We start from the raw sequence: 12,879 nt of genomic DNA, 5'->3' as shown, positions 1-12,879 counted from the left end.
GTCGTCGGCGGCGCTCCGGCATCCTTTCGGAATGGTTGCATAACACGCTAAATTAATTGCGACTTTTAGCTGTTTCTTAAGCATAAGCCGTAATCATTGCTGTCGATACCGATGGTCTTCCAGCGTTTCGGAAGGCCGAGCGGCGCCCCTTTCGGGCGCTCCCGGACATGAGCGTTCGCGGCACCGGTTCATTTGTACCAGTTGCGTATTGTTGTGTTCGGAGTTCAGTATCCGTGAGTATTTATCGGCGCACCGCGGTGGATGCCGCGCTTTATGTATTGCGCGACACCGGGAACAACCTGGTGCAGACCCAAAGGCAGGTCTCGACCGGCCTTCGGGTCGAGCGCGCTTCCGACAACGGCGCCTATTGGGCGATCAGCTCGACACTGAAAAGCGACCAGAGAGCGCAATCGGCGATCCGCGACGCGCTGGGGCTGGCGGCCGCGACGATGGACACGGCCTATACCGCCGTCGGCGAATCGATCGATCTCGTCAGCCAGATCAAGGCCAAGCTCGTCGCCGCCACCGAGACCGGCGTCGATAAGGACAAGATCAATCTCGATATCAGCCATCTGAAGCAGCAGCTCAGGGCCGTTTCCGGCGCCGCGAGCTTCAACAACGACAATTGGGTCGCCATCGACGACGGTGACGATCCGGCAAGGCCGCGAGAGATACCGGCGTCGTTCACGCGCCTCGCCGACGGAAGCGTGGAAATCGGGACGCTGAGCTACGAGGTCGATATCGCGCCCGTGGGATCCACGTCGTCCAAGGATGCGCGCTACCTGATCGACGACCGGAGCACGGGGTCCGGCGAATACGGGGCGCTCACATCGCAGTATTTCGCCACCGAAGCGGGCGCCTCGAAGAACTATGTGATGCTGGCGGGCGCCGGCAATACGGCCGGGCAGGTCGAGATCGGCATATCCTCGGCGACGACGACCGCGGAGGTGCGCGAGATGGTGACCGTGGTCGACAAGATGCTCGGGCAGATGGCGACGATCGGGTCTTCGTTCGGCGCGCTGGAGAAGCGCATCAGCCTGCAGAGCGATTTCGCGCAATCGATGGGCGATGCCTTCGCGCGCGGCATGAGCAAGCTGATCGATGCCAACATGGAAGAGCAATCGAGCCGGCTCGCCGCGCTGCAGACGCAGCAGCAACTCGGCCTGCAATCGCTGAACATCGCGAACGCCACCTACGATACGGTGCGGCAGCTGTTCCAGAATTTCTGACGCGTCGCCGCAAGCGCCCGAAGCGTGTCCCGAACACCAGCGCCGGCCTGGCCGGCGTCGGCCACTTTCGGGAATTTCGTCTCTAAGGCTGTGCAATGCATCGATTTTTCAATATGCAGGGCGTGCGCTTCATCTTCTTGCCGCATTCCTTAATACTGCTCGCATCACCATCGAATTGGAGATACGCCTGTCCATGATCAAGAAATTCATTCTCCTGGCCGTTGCCGCGACCTACCTCAGCGGCTGCACGACGACAGATCCGTATACGGGCCAGCAAAAGATGTCGAACACATCGGGCGGCGCGCTGCTCGGGGCCGGCGTCGGCGCTCTGGCGGGTCTCGCGGTCGGCGGTTCGCCGGTCGGCCGGCGTAACGCGGCGCTGATCGGCGCCGGTGTCGGCGCTCTCGCCGGCGGCGCGATCGGCAACTACATGGACCAGCAGGAATCGGAACTGCGCGCGCAGCTCCAGGGCACCGGCATCTCCGTGACCCGCAACGGCGACAACATCATCCTGAACATGCCGTCGAACATCACCTTCGACGTCGACCAGTATGCCGTGAAGCCGGGCTTCTACCAGACGCTGAACTCGGTCGCGGTCGTGCTGCGCAAGTTCAACCGCACGCTCGTCGACGTCAACGGCCATACCGATTCAACCGGCGGCCTGCAGTACAACCAGGATCTGTCGCAGCGCCGCGCCGAGTCCGTCGCCGGTTATCTCGGCGGCCAGGGCATCGACCAGCGCCGCATGTCGGCGGTCGGCTTCGGCCCGTCGCAGCCGGTGGCCTCGAACGCTTCGGAAGCCGGGCGTTCGCAGAACCGCCGCGTCGAAATCCAGATCGCGCCGATCACCCAGGGCTGATCAGGTCGATCACCCGGGGCTGATCGAGCCATTCTCTCGCCATTGGACGGCCGGGCCAGACGCCCGGCCGTTTTGCGTTACGGGTGCATGACCGCGCCCTTGGTGATCTTGTCGACGATCTTCCTGTCGGCGCGAATGGCGATGCCGACCACCCTGGCGTCGTCGGGCGCATATTCGGCGAAGACGGCGCGATTGGCGGCGTCGTGGCCGGTCGAAAACATCTCCTCGATGAACAGCGAGGCGGGGACGCCGCGATCGAGCGTGCGGCGGTGGATGGCGGACATGGTCTCCGGCGGGGCGGCGAGGACGATGATCGGCTGGATCGACAGCGGGTTGTAGAGATTGCCCGATCGGTCCCTGTAGGCGTCGCCGATGATTTCGGGGTTCCTGCCGGTGATCCCGCTCATCAGGAAGGCCGTGACGTTCAGCGTCTGCCAGGAGGCAAGATTGTTTCGCAGCACGATCGCAATTTTGGTATCAAACATTCCAGTCTCTTTTCATGCGGGTTTCGACGTCGGTTGGACGAGGATCTAAGCCATCACGCCCTCGAGGGTCTTGAACGTTTGTGCACCGGGCCGGGTGACGCCGGGCGCGCGATCGCACCCGGCGCGATCGCAGCTGGTACGATTGCACCAGGGATCGTCACCGCGCCGGCCTTTCCCGGCATAGAGCGCATCGAGGCGCAGTTCGCCGGCAATGCCTTCGAGCCGCATCGCCACGATACCTATGCGCTTGGGGTGACGATCAAGGGCGTGCAGACCTTTTCCTATCGTGGCGAGCGGCGTTTCAGCCTGCCGGGGCAGGTGATCGTCCTGCATCCCGACGAAGAGCATGACGGCGGGGCGGGGACCGATCACGGGCTGCAGTATCGCATGCTCTATCTGGAGCCGGCGCTGCTTTTCGATTGTCTCGAAGCGGCGCGGATCGGCCTGCCGTTCGTCGATCAGCCCGTGGTCAACGATCCCAGTCTCGCCGGCACGCTTCTGGCGGCGCTCGGCGAACTGGATCGGGAGCTCGATGAACTCTTCGTCGACGATTTCGTGTCACGCGTGGCCGGTGGTCTGGCGCGGCATGCGGGCACCCCGCCTCGACCGCTTGGAAGCATTGCCTGGCGGCGCGCGCGACTGGCGCGGGATTATCTCGAGGCGCATGCGACAAGGCCGGTGGCATCGGGCGAGCTCGAGGCCGTGACGGGGCTCGACCGGTTTCAGCTGGCGCGGCATTTCAGGGCCGCCTTCGCGACCAGTCCGCACCGCTATCTGTTGATGCGGCGACTACAGCAGGCGCGCGCGATGATCGGCGCCGGGGAGGCGCTTGCGGAGGCGGCGCTTGCCACCGGCTTTGCCGACCAGAGCCATCTCAATCGGCATTTCAAGAAGGCCTATGGCATGACGCCGGGGCAATGGGCGGGGCTGGGGCGGGCTCACCGCTAGACAGGATTTTCGGCTAGGCCGGAGCGCCGGGCGATGAAGCGCGCGAGCATCGGGCCGGTCAGCAGGATGATGAGCAGGCGGCCGGTCTGCATGGCCATCACGAAGGGGACGTCGACATTGCTGGATGCGGCGATGATGGCGACGGAATCGGCGCCGCCGGGGCTGGTGGCGAGATAGGCGGTCAGCGGATCGACGCCGGCGAAGACATGCAGCGCATAGGCCATCAAGCCACAGAGGGACATCAGGATCAGGATCGATCCGGCCACGCGCGGCAGGGCGCGGGCCGCGTGGGCGATGATCCCCCGGGTGAAGCGCAGGCCGATGCTCCAGCCGATCAAGGCATAGCTGATCGCCAGAAGCCACATGGGCAGCTCGATCTTCAACAGGCCGAGGCCCTGCAGCAGCGAGCCCGTGAACAGCGAGACGATGATGGTGCCGCCGGGAATGCGGAAGCGCGTGGCGCAATAGGCCGACAGGCAGGTGAGCGCGACGGTCGCGGCAAGGGCCGGCCAGTCGATCGGCGGAAAGAGGATCAGTGGCGGCGGCTCGCCGCCATCGGCGGCTACCCACAGGCGGGAGACGACGGAGGCGGCGACGGCGACGAAGACGACGCGCAGATATTGCATGAAGGCGACGAGGCGCGCGTCGGCGCCATAGGCCTCCGACATGATGACCATGGCCGATGCCGCGCCCGGCGACGAGCCCCAGACCGCGGTCGTGCCCGGCAGCACCTGCCAGCGGGTGAGCAGCCAGCCGAGCAGGCCGGCGGCGGCGATGACGGCGAGGATCATGGCAAGGAAGAGCGGCGCGTCGGTCGCCATCGTCTGAAGGATGTCGACGGTGATCGAGCGGGCCATCATGAAACCGACCAGCGCCTGGCCGAAAAGCAGCGGCCAGCGCGGGACGCGCAGCGATCCCTGGCCGATCGAGACGGCGAGTACGATCGCCGCGACCATCGGGCCGATCAGGAGCGAGGCGGGCAGGCCGAGCAATTCCAGGCCGACGACGAGAACGGTCGAGACTGTCAGCAGCAATGCCCAGCGAGGAAGGCTGGCGTTTCGGAGGCTGCGGCTGGCGTTCTTCAACGGCTTGTCCGATGCATGTCTTGCCAATGCTGGTGCCGGCTATGCGATGTCTGGGGAGGCGGCAGAGGCTGTAGTGGAAAATCGGCGGGCGCCGATGGTGTGGGTGGATATAGGCGCGGGCGGGGGCGCGGGTCAATTGCGAATTGTTGGCGTCCTGTATCCTGGGTTGGCGGCGAAATGAGTGCGTCGTCCCAAATCCGCCGCGAAAGACGGCGTCGCGAAGGCCCGCATCTAGACAGGCGTCATCTCTTGTCCCATACCAACCTGCCTCCAGGCAGCGATGGTAAGGAGATCAAAGAGATGGCGCTCAAAGACGCGAAGGCCGGCAGACGCAACGAGGCGGGCATCGCCAGCGTCCTCGGCATCCTGAAGCAGAGCTTCGGCGAGCGCTTCCAGACCGGCCAGTCGTTTCGCGAGCAGCATGCGCACACGACGACCTATATTCCCTCGCAACTGCCTGATGGCGTCCTCTTCGCCGAGAGCGCCGACGACGTGAAGGCTGCCGTCAAGGTCTGCGCGGAGCACAAGGTTCCTGTCATCGGCTTCGGCACCGGCTCGTCGCTGGAAGGGCAGGTCAATGCGCCGAACGGCGGCATCTCGATCGATTTCAGCCGGATGAACCGGGTGATCGAGGTCAACATGGAGGACCTCGACTGCACGGTGGAGCCGGGCGTCACCCGCGAGGATCTCAACACCCATCTGCGCGATACCGGCCTGTTTTTCCCGATCGATCCCGGCGCCAACGCCTCGATCGGCGGGATGACGGCGACGCGTGCGTCGGGCACCAACGCGGTGCGCTACGGCACGATGAAGGACAACGTGCTTTCGGTGACCGCCGTCACCGCCAATGGCGAGGAAATCCGAACGGCACGGCGCGCCCGCAAGTCCTCGGCGGGATATGACCTGACGCGGCTGTTCGTCGGCTCCGAGGGCACGCTCGGCATCCTCACCTCGGTGACGCTGCGCCTGCAGGGTATTCCGCAGAAGATCGGCGGCGGCGTCTGTGCGTTTCCGACGGTGCGCGCGGCCTGCGACGCCGTGATCATGACGATCCAGATGGGCGTGCCCGTCGCGCGCATCGAGCTTCTGGACGCCCTGCAGATCCGCGCCTGCAACGCCTATTCGAAACTGAACTACGACGAGAAGCCGACGCTGTTCGTCGAGTTCCACGGCACCGACGAGACGGTCGCGCTGCAATCGGCGCAGTTCGGCGAGATCGCGGCCGAGTGCGGCGGCGGCGCGTTCGCCTGGACTGTCAACGCCGAGGAGCGCAACAAGCTCTGGAAAGCCCGCCACGACGCCTACTGGGCATCGCGGGCGCTGGCGCCGGAGATGGCGGCGCTGTCGACCGACGTCTGCGTGCCGATCTCGCGCCTGGCCGACTGCATCGGCGAGACGCAGGCCGATATCGAGGCGCATGGCCTGCTGGCGATGATCGTCGGTCATGCCGGCGACGGGAACTTCCACGTGCTGCTCCTGTTCGACGACAAGACGGAGGAGGGGATCGCCGTTGCCGAGGGTTTCGTGGCGCGGCTCAACAAGCGTGCGCTTTCGATGGACGGCACCTGCACGGGCGAGCACGGCATCGGCCAGGGCAAGATGGCGTTTCTCGAGGAAGAGCTTGGCGGCGCGGTCGATCTCATGCGCCAGGTCAAGCATGCGCTCGACCCCGACAACATCTTCAATCCGGGCAAGATTTTCCATTCTGCCTGAAAATCAACAATCTGTTGATCTTGGCTTGCTTGCGGCATGAATGCCGATAGGGATTAGGAACAGCGTAGCGAATCGGAGCGCCGCCGGGAAAGCGCGGGCGTAACAAGGAATTGCGCGGTCTGTTGCCTGAAAGCGGCTTCACACGCTTCGGGTTGATGATCTAGGGTCAAAACGCAATCGGCATCCCTATCCCGATTGCGTTTTTATCCTGGTGTCCGCGGTGTAGCCCGAATGGAGAATGATTGACTTGGTAGGCCGGTTTCTCGTCGTACTGGGTGGTGTGGTTGTGGTGGCGCTGTTCGTGGCGCTGTTCGCGCCGATGTTCATCGATTGGACCGGCTTCCGCAAGAATTTCGAGGATCAGGCCAGCCGTATCATCGGCAAGAAGGTGGTCGTCTACGGCGCCGTCAATGCGCGCCTGCTGCCGTTCCCGTCGGTGACGATGCACGACGTGCGCGTCGGCCAGGAACAGGACGGCTCGCCGATCGTGCGGGTCGAGCAGTTTTCCATGGACGCGGAACTGGCGCCGTTCCTCTCCGGCGAGGCGCTGATCTTCGACATGCGCGTGGTCAATCCCAAGGTCAAGCTCCGCCTGCTCAAGGACGGCACGCTCGACTGGACGCGCGGCAGCCAGCCGGAAATTCCGGCGAAGACCGTCATCCTCGAGAATGTCAGGGTGACCGGCGGCGATATCCAGTTCATCGACGATCAATCGGGGCGCACGCGCCTTCTGACGGGACTGAACGCCGAGATGTCGGCGAAATCGCTCGCCGGGCCATGGCGGATCGAAGGCGATGCGGCGCTCGACGGCGAAACCGGCAAGTTCCTGATATCCAGCAACCAGTTGGACGACAACGGCATCATCCGCATGCGCACGCGCCTGCAGCCCGACAAACAGCCGGTGACGGTCGATCTCGACGGCGAACTGAAGCTCGTCGACCGCAAGCCCAACTACCAGGGCACGATGTCGGCGCAGATCGAACGCGCCAGCACCAACAAGCCCAAGGGCAGCGACAAGAGCCAGCCGCCGCCGCGCCTGAAGGGCAAGTTCGAGCTGACGAACGAGAGCATCCGCATTCCCGACTACCGCCTGGAGATCGGCGCGCTCGACGATCCTTACGTGATCACCGGCGAGGCAACGCTCGATACCGGCGTGAAGCCGCAATTCCTGCTCAAGGCGGACGGCCAGCAGATCGACGTCAACCGTATCGGCAACCAGGGCTCCAACGGCAAGACGTCTCGCGATCCGAGCCTGTCGGCCAAGCAGCGGCTGAATGCGCTGATCCAGATCGTCTCGCAGATCCCGGTGCCGCAGGTGCCGGGCAAGGCGAGCGTGCGGCTGCCCGCGATCGTTGCCGGCGATACCACCATTCGCGACGTGCAGCTCGATCTCGAACCGGCCGGCAGCGGCTGGACGATCGACAACGCGTTCGGCACGCTGCCGGGGCGCACCCTCGTCGAGGGCAACGGTCAGCTGGCCCTGCAGGGGCAGCCCTCCTTCAAGGGCGCGATCACCGTCGCCTCCAAGCAGCCGACCGGGCTTGCCTCGTGGCTGTCGGGTGAGGTCGATCCGGCCATCCGGCAGCTGCAGCAGGCCGGTTTCTCGGCCAACGTCAACCTGACGCATGAACGGCAGACGTTCGACGATCTCGAGATCGCGGTCGGTCCGGCGACGCTGAAGGGCAGGCTCGACCGTCAGGTCGTCGCGAACCAGGCGCCGACGCTCGACGTCGCGCTTGCCGGCGATGCGCTCGATCTCGATGCGCTGCGCGCGCTGACGGGCCTGTTTACCGGGCAGGACGCGGGCAACAACGTTCTCGACCACAGGATCCGGGCGCAGCTCAAGGCCGACAAGTTCACGGCATTCGGCGTCGATGCCGGCAATGTCGAGACGAGCTTCACGATCGCCGACGGCGCGCTCGGCGTGGAGAAGCTCGCCGTGAAGAACCTGGCGGGCGCGGAACTGACGGCGACGGGGCGCGCCGAAGGTTCGCTGCTCGACTACAAGGGCTCGGGCGAGATCACGCTCAAGGCCGCCGATCCCGGTCCGTTCTTCACGATGCTGAAGCAGAAGCTGCCGCAGCATCCCGTCATGGACCGGCTGGTGCGCAACGCGGCCTGGTACACCAACACGGCGCTGCGCGGCGCCGTGACGCTCGGCGGCGAACAGGGCGACGGCCTCTCGGTGACGCTCGCGGGTGTCACCAACGGCAGCCGCGTGAACCTCGACTATCGCATGTCCGACCTGCTGGCGCTGACCGGCAAGGGCACGACGAGCCTCGAGGCGACGCTCGAGAACAATGTGACGTCGGTGCTGTTCGGCCAGGCGGGGCTCGATCCGTTGCCCGTCGACGCGGATGCGAATGGCCGCATGACGCTGAAGGTGCAGGCGGAGGGGACCGATCCGGCCGATGCCGTCCTGACGTTCGCGACCGACCGCACCTCGTTTACCGCCGGCGGCAAGGTCGATATCCGGCCGCAGAGCTTCATGAACGGCCAGCTGGCGCTGTCGCTGGAGAGCGCCGATCTCGACCCCTATCTGGTCATGAACGGCGTCGGCGTGCCGCAAACGGGGGCCGGTCTGCCGTTCAAGCTGACGACGACGGCGACGATCGATGGCGACAAGGTCGCCTTCGGCAACATCGCGGGCCGCGCGGCGGACAACGATTTCACCGGCGCCATGACGCTTGATCGCAAGGCGGAACGGACGACGGCGTCGGGCGACCTCTCATTGACGAAGGCCGACGCCACCTGGCTCGGGGACGCGGTCTACGGGCCGATGACGGATGCCGCGAGCGGCAATCTTTCGTCGGCGCCGCTCGGCATTCCCGTGTTCAAGGACATCGACGTCAACCTGAAACTCGCGGCCAAGCAGCTCTGGCTCGGCTGGCCGAACCCGATCACCGACTTCACCTCCAACGTCGCCTACAAGGGTGACGAGTTGCGCCTGAACGACATGAAGGGCGGGTGGGACGGCGGCACCGTCGATGGCAATGTGACCTTCACCAACGCGGATGGAACCGGCTTCCTGCAGACCAAGCTTGCGCTTGCCGATGCCGATCTCGGCGGTGTCGTGTGGCAGCGGGACGGCGGTTCGCCGGTTGCCTCGGGCAGGTTCGGGCTGGCGCTGTCGATGGAGGCATCCGGCAAGTCGATGAAGGATATCGCCAGCTCGCTCACCGGCTCCGGCGAGATGCGTCTCGGCGATACCAGTGTGCGTGGGCTCAATCTCGGCATGCTGGCGCCGCTTCTCTCGGCCACCGATCCGATGCGCGATCAATTGAATGCCGGCAAGGTGCACCCGATCGTCGAGACGCTGCTCAACAACGGCGAGGCGAAGCTGCCGCCGACGACGGTGCCGTTCAATGTGACGGACGGGGTGCTGAGGGTCCAGAACGTGACGGTCGCGACGGACCAGGCGAAGCTGACGGGGAACGCGCAGATCGATCTGCCGCAGGAGCGGATCAACGCGTCGCTCGGTATCGGCCTCAATCCGCTGAGCGAGGCGCTCACCGGCGCGGATCCGTCGATACGGATCGACTTTTCCGGCGTTCTCGGATCGCCGGGCCGGGTGGTGGATGTCACAGACATTACCGGCTACCTCTCGCTGCGCGCCTTCGAGCGCGAGCGCCGGCGGGTCGAGAAGCTGCAGTCGAACGTTCTCGAGCAGCAGCGGCTGCGCCGAGAAGTGTCGCTCGCCAAGTTCAACGAGCAGCAGCGCGAGAAGGCCGCCGTCATCGAGGAACAACGCAAGGCGGAAGAGGAGCGGCTGAGGCTGCTGGCGGCACAACAGGCCGAGCGCGACAAGGCGGCCGCGGATGCGCGGGCGCAGGCGCAAGCCAAGGCGCAGGCGGAAGCCGCCGCGAAGGCCAAGGCGGAAGAGGATGCCAGGGCCGCGGCCGAGGCGGCGCGCAAGGCGCAGGAACAGCAGATAACGCCGCCGCAGAACTCGCTGAACTTCAACACGGTGCCCGGATTGCCAGGCGTGCAGCTTCCGCAATAGCGCTTTTGCGCCAGGCGCCGGGCACGATCTCAACGCGCTCCGGCATCCGCCGTTTCTCCGTCTTCGTGTCGGCTTTGCGCCGGCGTCGCGACACTCTGCGTCTTCAGCCAGGCGAGAACGTAGAGGCGCAGCGCCGAGGACAGGTTGCTGTCGGCGTCCCTGATATCGTCGATCTCGGAAATCAGGCCGGCGAGCGGGATGGCGCGGGCGGTGGAGATGGCGTTGAGTTCGGTCCAGAACTCATCTTCCAGCGACAGGCTGGTGCGATGGCCGTGCAGCGTGATCGAGTGCTTGCGGATCATTGCGCGGAATGTTCGGAAAACGAATCCGCAAACGGGTGCAAATGACTGACATTCGCGTCATTTTCGCCGGTGCGCGCAATCATTCGGCGTCGTCGTTCTTGTCGATCCGGCCCTGGTCGTGCGCGCGCTCGGCCTTGTCATTCAACGCCCTGGTGAGCTGCTTCTCGTTTTTGGTGCGGCCAAAGGAGATGCGGTTCTGCTCGGCCTGCCTGTCCTTGTCGGAGCGGGCCTGCTTCTTCTTGAACTGACGGAGATTGACGATTTCGGCGCTCACGGGACACCCATATGAAAAAGGGAAGCAATTGCTTCCCCTTGGTCTTACTGCTTCTTGCGGAAGGCATCGAGAGAGACGACCGATCCGGCTTTCTTCTCGTCGCCTTCGGCCGGCTTGCCGGCCGCGTCCTCGGTCTTTTCCATTTTCTCGGCGGTCACCGGGTAGGCGGTGATCTCGGCTTCCGGCAGTTCGTCGCTATCGGCGAGCGGCACGTCGAACTCGAGTTCGAAATTGACCGACGGATCGTAGAAGCCGCGGATGGCGTTGAACGGGATGAAGAGCTTTTCCGGAACGTCGGAGAAGGAGAGGCCGATCTCGAAGCTCGATTCGGTGACCTTCATTTCCCAGAACTGGTGCTGGATGACGATGGTCATCTGCTCGGGATACTTGGACTTCAGGGCCTGCGAGATGCGAACGCCGGGGGCGCCGGTCAGAAAGGTGATGAAGAAATGATGCTCGCCCGGCAGGCGGCCGGTCGCCGCGACTTCCGACAATACCTTGCGGATGACGCCGCGAAGCGCGTCCTGTGCCAGAATGTCGTAGCGGATGTGATCCTGCCCCATGCTTTTCCTGTCTTTCTTTCGTCCGTACGTCTGTTCCAAGCCTATATGCCATGCTCAAGCAGCTTGGAAAAGCCCGCAGCCGAGTCATGCTTTAGCAAATCATACATGATTTGAGCTTGGGGGAGAAGGTGAAGGCTTCTGTTGCCAGGTGCCTTCGGACCCCGCCTAGAGGTGCGAACCACTAGGGCTTTAGTTGAAGTGTCACACCGCGATTAAGCAGCGAGACGAGCTTCCGCATAGTTGTCGTTTGCAACTACAATTTTAGCCCGATAACGGCGGTACAATGCCGAGCAAAAAGACGATCTTTACACCCTTGTCGATCCTGTTTCGCCCCCATCAAAAGCCGGCCATCTCTTTGTAAGGCCGCCGGTTTTTGGTGGAGGCGCCGGGTACCGCCCCCGGGTCCAATAGGTTTATTACACCGCTCATTTATCGCCATAGCCAATCCGAGGACTGGCACGGGTGATATAGTGTTTTCCTGATCGCATGGGAAGAGCCATCGTCACAAAAGCATCGTGGTCTTTCAAGGAATCACCGGGAAAAACACGGGGGCGTGATTGGTTTTGGCTGCCGATGGGCTTAAATATGGGAAAAATGGAATCGGCGGCGGGCGATGAAGCAATATCTCGATCTCTTGAACCACGTGATGGAAACCGGAACCGACCGCGGCGACCGGACCGGAACCGGCACGCGTTCGGTGTTCGGCTACCAGATGCGCTTCGATCTGCAGGAGGGCTTTCCTGTCCTCACGACCAAGAAGCTGCACCTGCGCTCGATCATCCATGAGCTCCTGTGGTTCCTGAAGGGCGACACCAATATCGCCTATCTCAAGGAGCATGGCGTCTCGATCTGGGACGAGTGGGCCGACGAGAACGGCGATCTCGGCCCCGTTTACGGCGCGCAGTGGCGCTCCTGGCCGGCGCCGGACGGCGGGCATATCGACCAGATCGAAAATCTCGTTTCCGGCCTGATCAAGAACCCGAATTCGCGCCGCCACATCGTTTCGGCCTGGAACCCAGCCGAAGTCGACAACATGGCGCTGCCGCCGTGCCACTGCCTGTTCCAGTTCTATGTCGCCGACGGCAAGCTCTCGTGCCAGCTCTATCAACGCTCGGCGGACGTGTTCCTTGGCGTGCCCTTCAACATCGCCTCCTACGCGCTGCTGACGATGATGATCGCGCAGGTGGCCGGTCTGAAGCTCGGCGACTTCGTGCATACGCTCGGCGACACGCACATCTATCATAATCATTTCGAGCAGGCGAAGCTGCAGCTGACGCGCAAGCCGAAGCCGCTGCCGTTCATGCGCATCAATCCCGAGGTGAAGGACATCTTCGGCTTCACCTTCGAGGATTTCGAACTGGTCGGCTACGAGGCCGACGCCAGCATCAAGGCGCCGATCGCGGTCTGATCGAGAGGTT

General features: G+C 64.0%; 11 protein-coding genes and 1 other RNA gene. 6 read left to right on the top strand and 6 right to left on the bottom strand.

Annotated features, from left to right (window positions below; all coding sequences use genetic code 11):
• The first annotated feature begins 233 nt into the window (after positions 1-233).
• Complete coding sequence (locus tag GGQ67_RS04945; protein ID WP_183899085.1) at positions 234-1,229, top strand: flagellin N-terminal helical domain-containing protein; 996 nt, start codon at positions 234-236, stop codon at positions 1,227-1,229.
• Between the two features lie 193 nt (positions 1,230-1,422).
• Positions 1,423-2,088, top strand: a complete 666-nt coding sequence (locus GGQ67_RS04940) for a YiaD family glycine zipper/OmpA-like lipoprotein (protein ID WP_183899084.1) — start codon at positions 1,423-1,425, stop codon at positions 2,086-2,088.
• Between the two features lie 77 nt (positions 2,089-2,165).
• Here the strand turns inward: GGQ67_RS04940 and GGQ67_RS04935 are convergent, their stop codons facing one another.
• Positions 2,166-2,573: a DUF2000 family protein gene (locus GGQ67_RS04935; RefSeq protein ID WP_183899083.1), complete on the bottom strand. Its 408-nt coding sequence runs from the start codon at positions 2,571-2,573 to the stop codon at positions 2,166-2,168.
• A 33-nt stretch (positions 2,574-2,606) separates the two neighbouring features.
• Here GGQ67_RS04935 and GGQ67_RS04930 point away from each other — a divergent pair, with 33 nt between their 5' ends.
• On the top strand, positions 2,607-3,521 hold the full coding sequence (locus GGQ67_RS04930) for an AraC family transcriptional regulator (protein ID WP_183899082.1): 915 nt from the start codon (positions 2,607-2,609) through the stop codon (positions 3,519-3,521).
• On the opposite strand, the gene GGQ67_RS04925 is transcribed toward GGQ67_RS04930, so the two are convergent.
• Positions 3,518-4,633 (bottom strand): AbrB family transcriptional regulator, encoded by a 1,116-nt coding sequence (locus GGQ67_RS04925; protein WP_246400118.1) that lies wholly within the window; start codon positions 4,631-4,633, stop codon positions 3,518-3,520. The two genes, GGQ67_RS04930 and GGQ67_RS04925, sit on opposite strands and share 4 nt — an antisense overlap.
• A 273-nt stretch (positions 4,634-4,906) precedes the next feature.
• Here GGQ67_RS04925 and GGQ67_RS04920 point away from each other — a divergent pair, with 273 nt between their 5' ends.
• The gene (locus tag GGQ67_RS04920) at positions 4,907-6,319 is read left to right on the top strand and encodes an FAD-binding oxidoreductase (RefSeq protein ID WP_183899080.1); all 1,413 of its coding nucleotides are present in this window, start codon (positions 4,907-4,909) and stop codon (positions 6,317-6,319) included.
• 247 nt (positions 6,320-6,566) lie between these two features.
• A complete protein-coding gene (locus GGQ67_RS04915) occupies positions 6,567-10,322 on the top strand; it encodes an AsmA family protein (protein ID WP_183899396.1) in 3,756 nt (1,251 codons plus the stop codon).
• A 29-nt stretch (positions 10,323-10,351) separates the two neighbouring features.
• Here GGQ67_RS04915 and GGQ67_RS04910 read toward each other — a convergent pair whose 3' ends face one another.
• The 4 genes from GGQ67_RS04910 to ssrA form a co-directional block, all read right to left on the bottom strand.
• Positions 10,352-10,624 carry a ribbon-helix-helix domain-containing protein gene (locus GGQ67_RS04910; RefSeq protein ID WP_183899079.1) on the bottom strand — a complete coding sequence of 91 codons (273 nt, stop codon included), beginning with the start codon at positions 10,622-10,624 and terminating at the stop codon, positions 10,352-10,354.
• A 79-nt stretch (positions 10,625-10,703) separates the two neighbouring features.
• Entirely contained in the window at positions 10,704-10,898 is a 195-nt protein-coding gene (locus tag GGQ67_RS04905; protein WP_183899078.1) for a DUF4169 family protein, read from the bottom strand.
• 44 nt (positions 10,899-10,942) lie between these two features.
• The gene (locus GGQ67_RS04900; RefSeq protein WP_183899077.1) at positions 10,943-11,461 is read right to left on the bottom strand and encodes an SspB family protein; all 519 of its coding nucleotides are present in this window, start codon (positions 11,459-11,461) and stop codon (positions 10,943-10,945) included.
• A 127-nt stretch (positions 11,462-11,588) separates the two neighbouring features.
• Positions 11,589-11,958, bottom strand: a transfer-messenger RNA (tmRNA) gene (ssrA, locus tag GGQ67_RS04895).
• 116 nt (positions 11,959-12,074) lie between these two features.
• On the opposite strand from ssrA, the gene GGQ67_RS04890 reads away from it, so the two are divergent.
• Positions 12,075-12,869 carry a thymidylate synthase gene (locus GGQ67_RS04890; protein ID WP_183899076.1) on the top strand — a complete coding sequence of 265 codons (795 nt, stop codon included), beginning with the start codon at positions 12,075-12,077 and terminating at the stop codon, positions 12,867-12,869.
• Positions 12,870-12,879 lie beyond the last annotated feature (10 nt).

The organism is Rhizobium metallidurans (assembly GCF_014196505.1).
In the GTDB taxonomy this organism is placed as follows: Bacteria; Pseudomonadota; Alphaproteobacteria; order Rhizobiales; family Rhizobiaceae; genus Rhizobium; species Rhizobium metallidurans.
Note: the sequence above shows the minus strand (reverse complement) of the source record. Positions and strands in the feature narration are given on the sequence as shown.

Excerpts from the sequence above, each read along its gene's own strand:
- GGQ67_RS04940 (WP_183899084.1), top strand. The coding sequence starts at position 1,423 with ATGATCAAGAAATTCATTCTCCTGGCCGTTGCCGCGACCTACCTCAGC.
- GGQ67_RS04935 (WP_183899083.1), bottom strand. The coding sequence starts at position 2,573 with ATGTTTGATACCAAAATTGCGATCGTGCTGCGAAACAATCTTGCCTCC.
- GGQ67_RS04920 (WP_183899080.1), top strand. The coding sequence starts at position 4,907 with ATGGCGCTCAAAGACGCGAAGGCCGGCAGACGCAACGAGGCGGGCATC.
- GGQ67_RS04910 (WP_183899079.1), bottom strand. The coding sequence starts at position 10,624 with ATGATCCGCAAGCACTCGATCACGCTGCACGGCCATCGCACCAGCCTG.
- GGQ67_RS04900 (WP_183899077.1), bottom strand. The coding sequence starts at position 11,461 with ATGGGGCAGGATCACATCCGCTACGACATTCTGGCACAGGACGCGCTT.
- GGQ67_RS04890 (WP_183899076.1), top strand. The coding sequence starts at position 12,075 with ATGAAGCAATATCTCGATCTCTTGAACCACGTGATGGAAACCGGAACC.